This is a genomic window from Gordonia sihwensis NBRC 108236 (assembly GCF_000333035.1).
Taxonomy (GTDB): domain Bacteria; phylum Actinomycetota; class Actinomycetes; order Mycobacteriales; family Mycobacteriaceae; genus Gordonia; species Gordonia sihwensis.
In genome coordinates, this window is sequence record NZ_BANU01000001.1 from 13646 (window position 1) to 29473 (window position 15828).

Here is a 15828-nt window from a genome sequence, read left to right on the forward strand (position 1 = left end):
GTCAGCGTGCAGGGGTGCGAACTTCAGGTGGTGCGAACTGCAGGGGTGTGAACTCCGGACAACCGCAGCACGAGTTCGCAGTCGCCGGCCGAATCGGGCGAGACGTCGACGGCATAGGCGCCTCCCAGTGCCGGCGACGCCTGCTCGAGTGCGAACTCCACCGCGCCGCGGACGATGCCGTGGGCGATCTCGGGATTACGTGACGCGATGCTCTGCAGCGGGCAGCCGCAGACCGACAACTGGTGCTCGCCGAATGCGCTGAGCGCATCGGTCACCCGGAAGCCGAGCCGCGTCAGCATCGCCTCGACCACCGTCACCGGGTCGGGGACAGCGACCGCATCGACGTCGGCACCACGTCGGCCGCGTGCCCAGAGTCGGCCGGTCTCCGCGGCGACCCGTTCGCGTTCGGCCTCGGTCTCGCCGATGCGGCGCAGCAGCAGGTGCACGAGTTCGTCGGCGGACGGGGCGGGCACGATGCGGTAGACCACGCGCGGCCGCCCGACGCCGCGGGGTTCGGTGGTCTCGGTGACGGCCGAACCCTCGTCGACCAGGTTGTTCAGGTGGAACCGGGCGGTCGTGACGTGAACGCCCAGCGAATCGGCCACCTCATGCGCGTCCATTCCGTCCGGGGCGTCGGCGAGGAGCGCGCGGGCTCGGTCTCGAGGGCGCACGGGCATGGCGACCCCCTCCTGATGTCAGCTTCCGTGGATCATCACCAGTGTTACCGCACCGTCGGTGACCGCGTGCAGCGAGTGGGTCACCCGGGCGTCGACCCGGATCGCGGTGCCGGGTTCGAGCCGGACGGTGGCGCCCGCGACCGTGAAGTCCACGGCGCCCGACTGGCCGAGCACCACGATCGGGTGGGCGGCGAGGTGGTCGGGCATCTCCTGTCCCGCGCGGAAGGAGAGCCGAACGACGGTCTCGGTATCGCTCCGGTGGATCCGCTTCACCGCCGGCTTCGACCCGGTGTCCCCGGTGTTGGGTGCGTTCAGTCCGGTCAGATAGGTGAACGGCGCCGCCGCCGTCTCTCTGCCCGCTGTCTCACTGCTCGACATCGGGTTTCCTCACGATCACTTCGATGGCGGCCATCTGGTCACGGTACTTCGCGAACACCTTGCGCATCCCCAGGATCCGCTTGCGCGCCGACGGGTTGCGGGCCACGTTGAAGGCGATCCTCAGTGTCCCGGCCACACCCTCGTCGGCGATCATCCGTGCGGGTTCCAGGAGCGCCATCGGCGCGAACCGCACACGCTCGACGACGAACCCCGATCGCTCCAGAGCCTCGCGCCACTCGGCCTCGGTGAGCGGGCGGGCGTTCACCTTGATCGAGCGTGCCAGCGCTTTGCGGATCTCGGTCTTCGCGTCGTCCGGCAGGGTGTCGGGATGCAGCGACAACTCGTGCACGGCGTATCGGCCTCCGGGACGCAGCACTCGGAACGCCTCGTCGATGATGGCGGATTTGCCTCGATCGGACTGCATGGTCAGCATCGCCTCGCCGACCACGACGTCGGCGCTCGCCGCATCGAGCCCGGTGTCGTCGGCGTCGGCGTGAACCACTCGGCCGCGGTCGCCGATCGCGGCCGCGGTCAGTGCGACGGCCTGCTCATCGGCTTCCACGCCGAGGTAGCTCCGCGGCCGGCGGCCGAGGATCTCGACCGCGGTCTTGCCGAGGCCCGGTGCCAGTTCCACCACGTCGGCGCCGGCGAGCGCGGCATCGTCGAGCAAGGCGGCGGTGAGCTCGCGGCCGCCGGGCCGCAGCACGCGCTTGCCGACCTTGGCGAGCAGCCAGTGGCCGGGCAGATCCTCGTCGCGGCGGTCGGACAGAGGGAGCTCTCCTGTATGCGGATCGGACATGACCACTCCTGCCTATTCAGCGGAATAACTTCCTTTAAATAGGCTAGCCTAAGCTAGTTCGCTTGCCTAGGGGTCAGACGCGAGGTCGCCGCGCGTGAACGTATTGGCCGACGCCGGTGATGGTCTGCTCCACGTGTGTCATCCCGAGATCGTCGAACCGGTCCAGCAACTCCCGGCGCCCGAAGATCCGCAGTCCCGACAGCCCGGCGACGAGATCGGCGCCGGGGACTGCGGCGATCGACGATCGCACGGAGGTGAAGACGATCAGTTCGCCGCCCGGCTTCACCACGCGGGCCATCTCGTCGAGCACAGGGAGCGGGTCGGGGATCAGGTAGAGCGCGGCGAGGCACATCACGGTGTCGAACGACGCGTCCGGCACCGGCAGTCGGTGGGCGTCGCCGCGGACGTAGGCGATGCGGTCGTCGCGGTGATCGCGCTGCGCCTGTTCGAGCATGCTCGCGGAGAAGTCGAGGCCGACGTACCGGCCGTCGCCCGTGAGCCCCGAGGCGGCGTCCCGGCTGTAGTTGCCGGGGCCGCAGGCGACGTCGAGGACGAGCCGTTCGCCGGGCCTGGCCAGGTAGGCGCGCAGCGCGCGGTCGTAGTCCAGAGTCTGCGATCCGCCGAGGCTGAAGCCCCTGGTGAACACCGGCCGCCAGAGGCGCTCGTAGATCTGCGAGAACGCCGGGTTGCCCATGAGTCGTTGCGCCACGGAGGTCATCGGCGACCGCTTCCCCGGAACTCGTCACGCTGGACGCGGAGCGCGGTGATGGTGGTCGCGAGCCCGTCGTACTGCTCCACCAGCAGGACGAAGGCGACGGCGCGGCGCTCGTCGAGGTGCCGGCGCAGCGCCTGCCAGGTCTGATCGCCCAGGTCGCGCTCGGCGACGAGTTCGTCCACGGCCGACAGCAGGGTTCGCTCGCGGTCTCCCCAGCCGGCGTCGGGTCCCTCGAGGATCTGCTCGAACGCCTCAGCGGTGATCCCCGCGCGTGCCCCCAGACGTCGATGGTGGTCGAGCTCGTAGTCGCAGGAGCGCAGGTGGGCGACGCGGATGATGATCATCTCGGTCTCTTTGCGCGACAGTTCGCCGAACGGCATCATGCGCGACGAGTAGTGCAACCAACCGCGGAACAGGCCCCGGCTGCGGCCGAGCGTGGCGAAGATGTGCGGGTCGTCGGTGCCGGTGGCCAGGCCCATCGCGCGGACCACCAGCCAGTTCACCGGGCCGAGTTCGAGCAGAGTGCCGGGGGCGACGCGAGGTGTGTTCATGTCGACCCAAGGTAGTCCAGCCGCGGCTCACCCCGGCATGTACGGAGAAACCGTGCTGCGGTGTTCGTCGATCGCCAGATTGGCGCCGAGTTGTGGAAAGGCGCGCTGGGGGCAGTTGAGACGGTCGCAGACCCGGCACCCGGCGCCGATCGGCGTCGTTCGCGCATCGGTGCCGATCTCGGTGCCGTCGGAGTAGACGATGCGTCCGGCGTGGCGCAGTTCGCAGCCCATGCCGATCGCGAACGACTTGCCGGGCTGCCCGTACCGCGCAGCGCGCCGCTCCACGGTGCGCGACACCCAGAAGTACTCGCGGCCGTCCGGCATCTCGGTGATCTGGGTCAGGATCTTGCCCGGCGAGACGAATGCCTCGTACACGTTCCAGAGCGGGCAGGTGCCGCCGCTGGAGGAGAAGTTGAAGCCGGTGGCCGACTGCCTCTTGGACATGTTCCCGGCGCGGTCGACGCGGACGAAGGTCCACGGGACTCCGCGCAGACTCGGCCGCTGGAGCGTCGAGAGCCGATGGCAGATGGTCTCGTACGAGACGGCGTAGAAGGCCGAGAGCCGTTCGATGTCGTAGCGGAAGTCCTCGGCCGCACCGTGGAACTGCCCGTAGGGCAGCATCGCGGCGGCGGCGAAGTAGTTGGCCAGCCCCTGTCGGCCGAGGGCCAAGGCGTCGTCTGTGGTGAACCCGCCGTCGGCCACGAGTTCGTCGATCAGATCGCCGAGCTCGAGGTAGGCCAGTTCCGCGGCGATCTTGAAGGTGCGCTGGCCGGCGGAGAGCGCCGCGGAGAATTCCAGCTGGCGCCGCTCGGGGTCGAACCGGTGCAGCACGTCGTCGCCCAGGTCCACGCGCCGGATGATCCGCACGCCGTGCCGGTCCTCGAGGCGCGAGGCCAGGCCGGCGCGGATGTCGGCCGAGTGCATGCGCATCCGCGAGGTCAGGTCCTCGGCGGCCTCGTCCAGTTCGTGCACGTAGTTGCGACGTTGGTAGAAGAAGTTGCGGACCTCCTCGTGCGGGGCGCTGATGGTTCCGCGCGTGCCGGAGTCGCCGCGACCGGCCGTCGCCGCCGCGAGTTGCTCGGAGACCACGCGGTACCGCTGGTAGATCCCGACCAGTGCTTCGGCGATCGCCCGGTGGCTGCCGACCAGCGACGCCACCTCACCCGCCTCGCTGGCGGCGGGATCGAAGTCGAGGTCCTCGTCCAGCAGTGCCTCCCGCAGTTCGGCGACGAGCCGGACGTCGTCCTGCGGGTCGAAGAAGTCGATGTCGAGTCCGAACAGGTCGGTGATCTTCGCCAGGACCGGGCCGGTCAGCGGCCGGTTGTCGTGCTCGATCTGGTTCAGGTACGACGCGGAGATGCCCAGCATGCCCGCCAGGGCCTGCTGCGAGAGTCCGCGGTCGGCGCGGAGCCCGCGGATCCGCCCGCCGACGAACATCTTCTGGCCGGCCGGGTGTTCAGTGCTCACGCGATGTGCCTCCCTCCCCGCGGCTCTCCGCCGGGTACGGTGCCGGTGTGCTTCGCTCCATTCTGTCCCGTTCCGCACTCGCCCGTACCACCGCACTCGCGGCCGCCTGCGCGGGTCTGATCGGCGTCGCCGGATGCGGGGACGGCAGTGCGCAGGAGCCGACGTTGCCCAGCCTGCTGCTCACCAGCGATCAGCTGCCGCCGGACTTCACCGCGGTTCCGATGATGGTCAACGATCTGATCGTGTCGAATCGCAGCACGCTGGAACAGTCGAAGACGGTGGCCTTCACCCCGCCGGAGTGCGCGCCCACCGCTGATGCCGAGTTCAATCCGCAACTGACCGAGGACAACTCGGCTCTGCTGGTGGCGCGATCGGACACCGGAGTCTTCAGTGAACTGCTCTCTAGCGTCCGCCGCGACATCGATGCGGACCGTCGTGCGACGACGGGCCCGTGCGCGGTCGTGACGGCGGTTCCCAGCAAGGGCACGCTGGCCGGGGCGCACATCGTGACCACGACGGTGGAACTGCCCGCGCTCCGCGACTCGGCCGTGGAGCAGTCGTTCCTGGTGCGCAGCGATTCGGTGACCACGCTGCCCGGCGGCGCCGTCCGCGCCCGCGCGGGTCTGATGGGCAATATCCTGGTCCGGCGGCCCAGCGGCGAGACCGTCACGCTGCAGCTGGGTCTGTCGACCGACGAACGCGCCGTCAGCGAGCAGGAGCGCACGGCGGTGGTTCCGGGTTCGGCGCTCGTCGCGGCGCCAGTGACCGACGACGAGTTCGTGCGGCTCGTTCGAGACGCCGTCACGCGTGCCGCACGCTGATCTTCCGTCCTTTCGCGCCGCGGCCGTCTGTGAAGTGCCGCACTTTCGGCCGCGGTGCCCGTCGCCGCCGAGTGCCGCGGTCGGTGTCGCGCGGCCGAGCGTCCCGCGACAAGTTTTCCCAGTACGCGCGTACTTTTTTGAGATTCGGCCCGTGAGGTTCACACATCAATATTTACAAGCTTTGCAAAACCCGTCGGTAACATGCCCGTTATTTGCATCCATGTAGGGATTGAACTGCAGGTTTTCCCTATGGCAACCTGATGTCAGGCATCGCCTCAAGGTGTCAACCGGTTCGCAAGAATCGGATGGGGCCGTAAACCCTCAAAGCACTGCGATCGAGCAGTTCTAACGAAAGCGAAGGCTATGAGCAACGTCGGAAAGCCGCGTACCGCCGCCGAGATCCAGCAGGACTGGGACACCAACCCCCGCTGGAAGGGCATCAAGCGCGATTACACCGCGGAGCAGGTCGCTGAGCTCCAGGGCAACGTCGTCGAGGAGCACACGCTCGCCCGCCGCGGCGCGGAGATCCTGTGGGAAGGCGTCACCAAGGGTGACGACAGCTACATCAACGCGCTCGGCGCACTGACCGGCAACATGGCCGTGCAGCAGGTCCGCGCGGGCCTCAAGGCCATCTACCTGTCGGGCTGGCAGGTCGCCGGTGACGCGAACCTCTCGGGCCACACCTACCCGGACCAGTCGCTGTACCCGGCCAACTCGGTGCCGTCGGTGGTCCGCCGCATCAACAATGCGATGCTGCGCGCCGACGAGATCGCTCGCGTCGAGGGCGACGACTCGGTCGACAACTGGGTCGTGCCGATCGTGGCCGACGGTGAGGCCGGCTTCGGTGGCGCTCTCAACGTCTACGAGCTGCAGAAGGCCATGATCGCCGCGGGTGCCGCAGGCACCCACTGGGAGGATCAGCTGGCTTCGGAGAAGAAGTGCGGCCACCTCGGCGGCAAGGTGCTGATCCCGACCCAGCAGCACATCCGCACCCTGACCTCGGCGCGTCTGGCCGCCGACGTCGCCAACACCCCGACCGTCGTCGTCGCCCGCACCGACGCCGAGGCCGCCACCCTGATCACCTCGGACGTCGACGAGCGCGACCGTCCGTTCATCACCGGTGAGCGCACCTCCGAGGGCTTCTACAACGTCAAGAACGGCATCGAGCCCTGCATCGCTCGCGCCAAGGCCTACGCTCCGTACGCCGACCTGATCTGGATGGAGACCGGCAAGCCCGACCTGGCCCTCGCGAAGCAGTTCGCCGAGGCCGTCAAGGCCGAGTACCCGGACCAGCTCCTGGCCTACAACTGCTCGCCTTCCTTCAACTGGAAGCAGCACCTGGACGACGACACCATCGCCAAGTTCCAGAACGAGCTGGGCGCGATGGGCTTCAAGTTCCAGTTCATCACGCTGGCCGGCTTCCACGCCCTCAACTACTCGATGTTCGATCTGGCCTACGGCTACGCTCGCGAGCAGATGAAGGCGTACGTCGACCTGCAGGAGCGCGAGTTCGCTGCCGAGGAGCGCGGTTACACCGCTACCAAGCACCAGCGTGAGGTCGGTGCCGGCTACTTCGACAAGATCGCCACCACCGTCGACCCGAACACCTCGACCGCGGCTCTGAAGGGCTCGACCGAAGAGGGACAGTTCCACTAGGAACCGACGCGACCTTCGCTTGAAAGGTTGACGATCTCGTGATGATCCCGGGGCAGTGGGGTATTGAACCCCAACTGCCCCGGGATCATTGCTAAACAGGTAGTACTCCGCCGTTCGCGCGGCGCGACACGTCAGACAACACTTCAGGAGCCTTCACAATGGCAGGTGAGAAGATTTCACGCGTCGGTATCATCGGCGCAGGTCAGATGGGTGCAGGTATCGCCGAAGTGTGTGCCCGCGCGAACGCCGACGTCCTCGTCTACGAGTCGACGCGCGAACTCGCCGCGGCCGGCCGCTCCCGTATCCTCCGCTCCCTCGACCGCGGCGTCAGCAGCGGCAAACTCACCGAGCGCGAGCGCGAGCAGGCCTCGTGGCGCCTGCGGTTCACCTCCGACCTCGGAGACTTCGCCGACCGCCAGCTGGTGGTCGAGGCGATCATCGAGGACGAGGAGGTCAAGACACAGATCTTCCGGGAACTCGACAAGGTGGTGACCGACCCCAACGCGGTACTGGCCTCCAATACCTCGTCGATCCCGATCATGAAGCTCGGCATGGCGACCGAGAACGCGAGCCGGGTCATCGGCATGCACTTCTTCAATCCGGTCCCGGTGCTGCCCCTCGTCGAATTGGTGACCACGCTGATGACCTCCACCGAGGTCAGCGAGCGCGCCGAGGCCTTCGCGCACGACGTGCTCGGCAAGCAGGTGGTCCGCTCGTCCGACCGTTCCGGCTTCGTGGTCAACGCGCTGCTGGTGCCGTACCTGCTGTCGGCGGTGCGCATGGTGGAGAGCGGATTCGCCACGGTGGAGGACATCGACAAGGCGATGGTGCTCGGCTGCGCACATCCGATGGGTCCGCTCAAGCTCACGGACCTCGTCGGGCTCGACACCGTCAAGGCGATCGCCGACAGCATGTACGAGGAGTTCAAGGAACCGCTGTACTCGCCGCCGCCGCTGCTGCTGCGCATGGTCGAGGCAGGGCGTCTGGGTAAGAAGTCCGGTCGCGGTTTCTATCAGTACGGCGACGGCGCGGCCAAGTAGGCGTGCGCCATGACACGCGCTGACGGCATCGAGTACGGGTCATCGATTCTCGGGTACCCGAGAATCGGTGCGCGCCGCGAACTGAAATTCGCGCTCGAGGACTACTGGCACGGCTCCGGCGATCGCGGGAAGCTCCTCGCCGCCGGCCGTGAGCTCGCCGAGTCGACGTGGCGTGAGCTCGCCGCCACCGGTCTCGAGCAGGTTCCGGGCAACACCTTCTCGTTCTACGACCACGTTCTCGACAACGCGCTGATGTTCGGGATGGTGCCGCGTCGCTTCGAGCCGCTGCACGCCGAGCTCGATCCGATCGACTTCTACTTCGCGATGGCTCGCGGCAAGCCCGACTTCCCGCCGTTGGAGCTGATCAAGTACTTCGACACCAACTACTACTACCGGCAGCCGGAGGTCGGCCCGGACACCGAGTTCTCGCTCGGCCGAGCGGGTTGGCTCAGCGAGAACCTGCTCGACGAGCATGCGCGCGCCGCGGAAGCGGGCATCGAACTGCGACCGATCATGCTGGGGCCGGTCAGCCTGCTGCTGATGAGCAAGCCGGCGGCCGACGCACCGGAAGGGTTCCGTCCGCTCGACCGGCTCGACGACCTGCTCGAGGTGTACATCGAGTTGTTCGAGAAGCTGGCCAAGCAGAACACCAAGTGTGTTCAGCTCGACGAGCCCGCTTTCACCTCCGACCGCACCGACGCCGATCTCGCGGCGCTCGCCCGCGCCTACGACCGACTCGGCGGCGCGGGGCTGCGTCCGCGGATCCTCGTCACCGGCGAGTACGGCGATCTGGGCCCGGCGCTCCCGATTCTCGCGGCGTCCAAGATCGAGGCGATCGGTCTCGATCTCGTGTCCGCGCCCATGACGCCGAGCATGCTGATGGAGATCGCCGGGCTCCGCCGCAAGCGGCTGTACGCGGGGGTGATCGACGGCCGCAACGTCTGGAAGGCGGCCAAGGGCGGGAAGCTCGACTACCTGCTCCAGATCAAGAAGGTGATCCCCGATCTCGTCGTGTCGACGTCGTGCACCCTGATGCACGTCCCGGTCGACAAGCTCATCGAACCCGACCTTCCCGGCGATGTGGCCGACCGGCTCTCGTTCGCCAAGCAGAAGGTCGCCGAGGTGATCGCGCTGGCGAAGGCGATCTCCGAGGGGGCGCCCGAACACTGGTACACGCGTCCGGCGACCGTCCACTTCAAGCTCAAGCACGAGGTCCGTCAACGAGTCGCCAATATCCGACCGGACCAGCGCGAACGAGCTCCGTACGCCGAACGCCGGAGGGCCCAGGCCGCAGTCCTCGGGCTGCCGCCGGTGCCGACGTGCACGCTGGGGTCGTTTCCGCAGACCGCGGACATCCGACGCGCCCGGTACTACTACGGGCAGGGTCGGCTCACCTGGGACGAGTACGCCGAGCGGCTCCGCGAGGAGATCCGGCGGGTCATCGAGTTGCAGGAGGACATCGGGCTCGACGTCCTCGTCCACGGTGAACCCGAGCGCAACGACATGATCCAGTACTTCGCCGAACTGATGGAGGGCTACGCCTTCACCCACATGGGCTGGGTCCAGGTATACGGCTCGCGATACGTCCGGCCGCCGATCCTCTACGGCGATGTGAAGCGGCGGGGTCCGATGACGATCGAATGGATCACCTACGCGCAGTCGCTGACCGACAAGCCCGTCAAGGGCATTCTCACCGGCCCGGTCACGATGCTCGCACGGTCGTTCGTCCGGCAGGACCAGCCGCTGTACGAGACCGCCGAGCAACTGGCGCTGGCCGTCCGCGACGAGGTGGCGGATCTGGAGCGGGCGGGAATCAAGATCATCCAGGTCGACGAGCCGTCGATCCGGGAGTTGCTGCCTCTGCGCGAACGGGGCCGCGAAGGCTATCTCGACTGGGCGGTCGCGGCGTTCAAACTGGCGGTCGGCGGCGCGAAACCCGAGACGCAGATCCACACGCACCTCGGCTACTCCTCGATCGCCGAAGTTGTCGAGGCGTTCAACGCGATGGACGCCGACGTCACGTCGATCGTGGCGACGCGGTCCATCGACTGGGTGCTGAGCGAACTGACCGAGCACGGCACCGCCATCGAGCGCGGGGTGGGGCCGGGGGTTTACGAGAGCCGCAGCGCGGTGATCCCGGACATCGACACGATCGACGACCGTCTCACCCGGGCCGCGTCGGCGATTCCGATCGATCGGCTCTGGGCCAACCCGGACGGCGGATTGAAGACGCGGCACTACTGGCAACTGGAACCGGCACTCCGCAACATGGTTGCTGCAGCACGCAGGTTGCGGCGTCGGATGGACGCTGACAAAGCGCCTAAGGCGTAGATTCTGCTAGCAGTGAGCTAAAGGGTTGCGCTGGGGCGGACGGGTGGTAGTTGCGCAAGAAACCACGGTGAACACGACGTTTATTGCAGGCGGAAGTACTTTCAGTAGCAGTGACATCGACCACTCACACGCTCCTAGCGCTAGCATTTGCTAGCACATTGACGCACACTGGTGGTGCAAGTTAAAGCAAGCAAGGAGTTGCCATGAGCACCGCCGAACGTACTCTGCCCACCCCGGTCTACGCCGTCGTCGGCGCCGGCGACGTCGCCGTCCAGGAAGTCAAGGACGCCCTCGCCGAGCTGAAGAACCGCGCCCAGGCCTCGCGCGAGCGCACCCAGAGCCGCCTGGACGAGACCCGTAGCCGGATCACCGATCTGCCGACCGAGTTCCCGTCGATCGAGGAACTGCGCGCCAAGCTGACCGCTGACGAACTGCGCAAGGTCGCCGAGCCCTACATCGAGGCCACCACCGGCCTGTACAACTCGCTCGCCGAGCGCGGCGAGAGCGCCGTGGAGCGTCTTCGCCAGACCCCGTACGTCGAGGAGAACCTGGCTCGCGTCGAGAAGGTCTACAACGACGCCGTCGACCTGACCGAGGACGCCCTGGGCGCCGTCTCGACCCAGACCCGTGCCGTGGGCGAGCGCGCTGCCGCACTCGCCGGCCGCGCCGCCGACCGCGTCGAGGATGCGGCTGTCGCCGCCGACGAGGTCTCCGAGAAGCTGCAGGAGACCGCGGCGGACATCGAGAAGGCCGGCACCAAGGCCAAGGCCGACGCCGATGCCGCCGCCAAGAAGGTGAGCACCGCTGCCGCGCGCAAGCCGGCTCCGGCCAAGAAGGCCACCCCGGCCAAGAAGGCCGCGCCCGCCAAGAAGGCTGCGCCGACCGAGAAGTAGTTCCGGTCCGCCGAAACGGCCCCGACACTCGAGAGAGTGCCGGGGCCGATTCGTTGTCTGCGGAGCGTGGGAGACGCTCAGCGGGGAAGCGCGGCCAGGCGCGCGTGCGCTTGCGTCATGATCGAGGTGATCAGTTCCGCGCAGGACGGCAGATCGTCGATCATGCCGACCACCTGGCCGGACGCGAGCACGCCGGCGTCGGTGTTGCCGTCGACCAATCCGGCCTTGAGCAGCATCGGGGTGTTGCCTGCCATGATGATCTGCTGCCAGGTCCGCTCGCCCGACTTCTTCATCGACGCACCGTCGCGCAGCATGGTGGTCCACTTCATACCGGTGAGCTGCTTGAACTCGTTGGCGTTGCGCGCCGCGGCCAGCAGCGCCTTCGCGCGGGAACCGCTTTCGAGGGCGTTGACGAGCTCGGTCCGCAGCACGCGGTGCGGCATGCCGTCCACCTTGAGCGACACCACCGTGTCGTTCAGTCCGCGTTTGAGGTATTCGCGCTTGACGCTGTCCGGGACGGCGGAGTCACTGGTCAGGAGGAACCGGGTGCCCATCGCTATGCCTTCGGCGCCGTAGGCGAGTGCGGCCACCAGACCGCGACCGTCGAAGAAGCCGCCGGCGGCGATCACCGGGATCGACGTCGGCCCGTCGCCGCCGCCGAGGGCGTCGATCACCGACGGCAGCAGCAGCGTGGTCGCCACGCCGCCGGTGTGGCCGCCGCCCTCGCCGCCCTGCACGATGACGGCGTCGGCGCCCCATGACGCGACCTTCACCGCGTGCTTGGCGGCGCCGATCGACGGCACCACCACCAGGCCGTTGTCCTTCAGCTTCGCGATCAGCTCCTTCTTCGGAGCCAGCGCGAACGAGGCGACCTTCACGCCTTCGCGGATCATCAGATCCACGCGCTCGGCCGCATCGGTCGCGTCCGCGCGCAGGTTGACCCCGAAGGGCTTGTCGGTCAGCGACTTGGTCTTCTTGATCGCGAACTCGAGTTCGTCGTAGGTCATCGTCGCCGATGCGAGGATGCCCAGTCCGCCGGCTTCGGCGGTGGCGGCCGTCAGTGACGGTCCGGAGACCCAGCCCATGCCGGTCTGCACGATCGGATAGTCGATGCCGACCAGTTCGGTGAAGCGAGTCGACAGCGGAGCCGCGGGCGCCGGTCCGTTGTGAGGCGCGGTCACGACCGGACCTCGCGGTCGCGGAGATTCCTGGGGTCGAGGACCTCGCGGATGATCCGCAACTGTTCGTCGGTCGGGTCCGCGGTGGCCGGGGCCGATTCGAGGTCGGCCACCGGGAAGCCGGTGGCGTCGGCGACCGCCTCCGGCGTCACGCCCGGATGCAGCGACAGGGCCCGCATGGTGTGGCCGGGTCCGCGGAAGTCGAAAACGCCGAGGTTGGTGACCACTCGGTGGATGTTCAGATCGTCGAAGGCGGGATTGCGCTCGTCCACCTTGTCGAAGCCGACGCCGGAGACGATGTCGACCCGCTCCGGGAACACCCGAGCCGTATGGTTCCCGACCCAGTAGCTGGTCGGGTGGTTGATGGTGTTGCCGGGAGCGCCGCGCACGCCGAACATCTGGCGAGTCGGCTGCTGCAGCGGACCGAACGCCGAGAGGTTCTGGTTTCCGTAGCGGTCGATCTGGTTGGCGCCCATCACCACGTGCCGCCGGCCGGAGGCGACCACGTCGAACACCTTGCGGAAGGGCATCCACCCTTCCACCGGACCCGACTGGCCCACCGCGGGTGTGTCGGCCAGGATGAGCGCTTCGCCGTCGGTGATGAGCAGATCGGGTTCGGTGGTCAGTCGCGCCAGCCGGGCGCCGATCAGCGGAGTGGTGGCCATCGGCGACGCCATGATCTCGCCCGCGCCGGTGAAGATGTCGGCACACGCCGCGACGCAGTACTCGGCGCGGGTGATGACAGCGGTGGTCTCGGGACTGCTCACTTGGCTTCCTCCTGCTCGGCCTGCCACTTGGCGACCTCGGTCTGGTATCCGGCCTCGTCGACGTCGAGGAAGCGGGTCTTGAACGCCGACCAGCTCTCGTCGTCTGCCGCAGAGGTCGCGTAGTGCTTCAGGAACGCGTTGTCGCGGCCGTATCCGCCCGCGAAGGTGAAGTGTGCGCCGTTCGGGGTGTGGACCACGCGGTCGACGTTCATCCGGTTGATCAGAAGACGTTCGCGGGCGACGGAGTCCACCAGTTCCTCGGTGGGGACCACCTGGTCGGCTTCCAGATAGCGGCGCCGCGCCGCGGCCAGGTACAGATCGTCGAAGTACGGATCGACTCCGGTGTAGGCGGCGTTCCCGTGAGGATCGGCGATGTCGAGGTGGACGAATGCCGCGTCGAGCTCGAGCGCGGGCATCGCGATGAGAGTCTGGGTGCGTCCGTCGGCATCCGGATACGGGGATTCGACGGTTTTGAGCTCGCCTTCCCAGAAATCGGGGACGGCGGAGCCGAGTCCGGCGCGGATGGGCAGGAAGGGCAGGCGTGCGGCGGCGGCCTCCAGGCCGCACTTGACCATGCCCTCGTCCATCTCGCGGGCCTCGATGGCGCCGGACAGACGCGCCTTGGCGAACCAGGGATCGTAGAACGGTGCGGCGTCGAGGGAGACGAAGCCGTAGTACGCGCGCTTCACCTTGCCCGCCGCGCACAGCAGCCCGAGGTCGGCGCCGCCGTAGGTCACCACGGTCAGATCCTTCACATCCGAGCGGGCGATGGCGCGGACCAGCGCCATCGGCTTGCGCCGGGAGCCCCAGCCGCCGATGCCGATCGTCATGCCGTCGCGCAGTTCGGCGACCACGTCGTCGAGGCTCGACGTCTTGTCAGTCTTGGTGGCCATTCGGTGTCAGTTCCCCTTCAGTGTCTTACCGGTCTCGACGAACGCGTCGCGGTGCTCGTCGGCCACTCCGGCCAGATTCAGTTCGTACGTGTAACGCTGCTCGAGCAGATAGCTGGTCTTGACGTCCACCGGATCGATACCGTTGATCGCCGCCTTGGCCGCCCGGATGACACGCGTGTCCTTGGCGTCGATCAGACGGGCGACCTCGAGCGCGGTCTCCAGCAGTTCCTCTCGCGGGACGGCCTTGTAGCAGGAGCCGAACTGCACCAGCTGCTGCGCGGTCACGTTCTGCGCGGTGTAGTACAGCGTCCGCATCAGGTGCTGCGGCACCAGGCGTGCCAGATGCGTGGCCGCGCCGAGCGCACCGCGATCGACCTCCGGCAGGCCGAAGACGGCGTCGTCGGAGGCGACGATCACGTCGGCGTTGCCGACCAGGCCGATGCCGCCGCCCACGCAGAAACCGTTGACCGCGACGATCACCGGGACCTCGCAGTCGTACACGGCGGAGAAGGCTGCGGCGCACCCGCGGTTGGCGTCGATCAGGGCACCGAAACCGGTGGTCTGCTGCATCTCCTTGATGTCGACGCCCGCATTGAAGCCGCGTCCCTCTGCTCGCAGGATGACCACGGAGGTCTCCGGATCGGCGCCTGCGGCACTGATCGCGTCGGCGAGTTCGAACCATGCGGCGCTGGGCAGCGCGTTGACCGGCGGAAAGTCGACCGTCACGGTGACGATGCCGGATTCGGCGCGGGCGGTGGTGATCGGCACACCGACTCCTTTGTCTGGGCTGGGTGGGGCTCTGACGAGCCACCCAAGCAAATGCTTGGTTGTTTGTTACAGTAGCACCATGACCGAAGCAGTGCACGGCCCGGTGAATCTGGGGCTGGCAGGGAGAATCGTCCTGATCACCGGCGGTGTCCGCGGGGTGGGCGCGGGAATCGCGCAAGTGCTCGACGACCTCGGCGCCACGCCCGTCGTCTGCGCTAGACGCCCGGGCGACGACGACCGCGAGTTCTATCCCTGCGACGTCCGCGACGGTGATGCGGTGGCCTCGATGATCGAGCAGATCGTCGCCGCGCACGGCAGGCTCGACGGCGTGGTGAACAACGCGGGCGGCTCGCCGTTCGCGCCGGCCGCGGATGCCTCCGACAACTTCTCCCGGAAGATCGTCGAACTCAATCTCGTCGCGCCGCTGATCGTCGCGCGCGCCGCGCACCGAGTGATGTCGACCCAGGACGGCGGCGGCGCCATCGTCAACGTGTCGAGCGTCAGCGGGCACCGGCCGTCCCCGGGCACCGCCGCCTACGGTGCGGCGAAGGCCGGTCTGGACAATCTCACCGAGACGCTCGCCGTCGAATGGGCGCCGTCGGTGCGGGTCAACTCGGTGGTCTGCGGCCCGGTGCAGACCGAGCTGGCGCATCTGCACTTCGGCGACGAGGCGGGGGTGGCCGCCGTCGGCGCCACCATCCCGATGGGCCGCATGGCCCGGCCCGCCGACATCGGCAACGCGGTGGCTTTTCTGCTGTCGCCGCTGTCGCAGTACATCACCGGTTCCACCGTCACCGTCCACGGCGGCGGCGAGAAGCCGGCCTTCCTGTCCGCCGCGAACGCCGGCAACGACGCCTGAGAACCGCGACGGTCGGGTAACCGCCGCAGACTTCC

The 15828-nt window shown here is 67.9% G+C and carries 16 protein-coding genes; 6 read left to right on the plus strand and 10 right to left on the minus strand.

Going from position 1 to position 15828, the window contains the following annotated elements; all coding sequences use genetic code 11:
• Positions 1-23 precede the first annotated feature (23 nt).
• From GSI01S_RS00060 to ramB, 6 genes are all read right to left on the minus strand, one after another.
• Entirely contained in the window at positions 24-677 is a 654-nt protein-coding gene (locus GSI01S_RS00060; RefSeq protein WP_006894185.1) for a helix-turn-helix domain-containing protein, read from the minus strand.
• Between the two features lie 18 nt (positions 678-695).
• Positions 696-1055 (minus strand): cupin domain-containing protein, encoded by a 360-nt coding sequence (locus GSI01S_RS00065; protein WP_006894186.1) that lies wholly within the window; start codon positions 1053-1055, stop codon positions 696-698.
• Positions 1042-1854, minus strand: coding sequence for a class I SAM-dependent methyltransferase (locus GSI01S_RS00070; RefSeq protein WP_006894187.1), 813 nt, complete (start codon positions 1852-1854; stop codon positions 1042-1044). The genes GSI01S_RS00065 and GSI01S_RS00070 overlap by 14 nt, the downstream gene beginning before the upstream one ends.
• 73 nt (positions 1855-1927) lie before the next feature.
• Positions 1928-2572, minus strand: coding sequence for a class I SAM-dependent methyltransferase (locus GSI01S_RS00075; RefSeq protein ID WP_006894188.1), 645 nt, complete (start codon positions 2570-2572; stop codon positions 1928-1930).
• On the minus strand, positions 2569-3120 hold the full coding sequence (locus tag GSI01S_RS00080; protein ID WP_006894189.1) for a carboxymuconolactone decarboxylase family protein: 552 nt from the start codon (positions 3118-3120) through the stop codon (positions 2569-2571). The genes GSI01S_RS00075 and GSI01S_RS00080 overlap by 4 nt, the downstream gene beginning before the upstream one ends.
• A 27-nt stretch (positions 3121-3147) precedes the next feature.
• On the minus strand, positions 3148-4557 hold the full coding sequence (gene ramB, locus GSI01S_RS00085; protein ID WP_039866563.1) for an acetate metabolism transcriptional regulator RamB: 1410 nt from the start codon (positions 4555-4557) through the stop codon (positions 3148-3150).
• A 77-nt stretch (positions 4558-4634) separates the two neighbouring features.
• Here ramB and GSI01S_RS00090 point away from each other — a divergent pair, with 77 nt between their 5' ends.
• The 5 genes from GSI01S_RS00090 to GSI01S_RS00110 all read left to right on the plus strand — a co-directional run bounded on the left by GSI01S_RS00090 (position 4635) and on the right by GSI01S_RS00110 (position 11328).
• Positions 4635-5408 (plus strand): hypothetical protein, encoded by a 774-nt coding sequence (locus GSI01S_RS00090; RefSeq protein ID WP_006894191.1) that lies wholly within the window; start codon positions 4635-4637, stop codon positions 5406-5408.
• Between the two features lie 363 nt (positions 5409-5771).
• Positions 5772-7064, plus strand: a complete 1293-nt coding sequence (gene aceA, locus GSI01S_RS00095) for an isocitrate lyase (RefSeq protein ID WP_006894192.1) — start codon at positions 5772-5774, stop codon at positions 7062-7064.
• A 158-nt stretch (positions 7065-7222) separates the two neighbouring features.
• A complete protein-coding gene (locus tag GSI01S_RS00100; RefSeq protein ID WP_006894193.1) occupies positions 7223-8104 on the plus strand; it encodes a 3-hydroxybutyryl-CoA dehydrogenase in 882 nt (293 codons plus the stop codon).
• 9 nt (positions 8105-8113) lie between these two features.
• Positions 8114-10435, plus strand: coding sequence for a 5-methyltetrahydropteroyltriglutamate--homocysteine S-methyltransferase (gene metE / locus GSI01S_RS00105; protein ID WP_006894194.1), 2322 nt, complete (start codon positions 8114-8116; stop codon positions 10433-10435).
• Between the two features lie 203 nt (positions 10436-10638).
• Positions 10639-11328, plus strand: coding sequence for a hypothetical protein (locus GSI01S_RS00110; RefSeq protein WP_006894195.1), 690 nt, complete (start codon positions 10639-10641; stop codon positions 11326-11328).
• Between the two features lie 77 nt (positions 11329-11405).
• On the opposite strand, the gene GSI01S_RS00115 is transcribed toward GSI01S_RS00110, so the two are convergent.
• The 4 genes from GSI01S_RS00115 to echA20 are packed head-to-tail and all read right to left on the minus strand — an operon-like array spanning position 11406 to position 14934.
• On the minus strand, positions 11406-12509 hold the full coding sequence (locus tag GSI01S_RS00115; protein WP_006894196.1) for an NAD(P)H-dependent flavin oxidoreductase: 1104 nt from the start codon (positions 12507-12509) through the stop codon (positions 11406-11408).
• Positions 12506-13273, minus strand: coding sequence for a CoA-transferase subunit beta (locus GSI01S_RS00120; protein WP_006894197.1), 768 nt, complete (start codon positions 13271-13273; stop codon positions 12506-12508). The genes GSI01S_RS00115 and GSI01S_RS00120 overlap by 4 nt, the downstream gene beginning before the upstream one ends.
• A complete protein-coding gene (locus GSI01S_RS00125) occupies positions 13270-14166 on the minus strand; it encodes a CoA transferase subunit A (RefSeq protein ID WP_006894198.1) in 897 nt (298 codons plus the stop codon). Before GSI01S_RS00125 ends, GSI01S_RS00120 begins: the two co-directional genes overlap by 4 nt.
• 6 nt (positions 14167-14172) lie before the next feature.
• Positions 14173-14934: a (7aS)-7a-methyl-1,5-dioxo-2,3,5,6,7,7a-hexahydro-1H-indene-carboxyl-CoA hydrolase gene (gene echA20, locus GSI01S_RS00130; protein WP_006894199.1), complete on the minus strand. Its 762-nt coding sequence runs from the start codon at positions 14932-14934 to the stop codon at positions 14173-14175.
• Between the two features lie 79 nt (positions 14935-15013).
• On the opposite strand from echA20, the gene GSI01S_RS00135 reads away from it, so the two are divergent.
• Positions 15014-15793, plus strand: a complete 780-nt coding sequence (locus GSI01S_RS00135; protein ID WP_006894200.1) for an SDR family oxidoreductase — start codon at positions 15014-15016, stop codon at positions 15791-15793.
• The last annotated feature ends 35 nt before the right edge of the window (positions 15794-15828 follow it).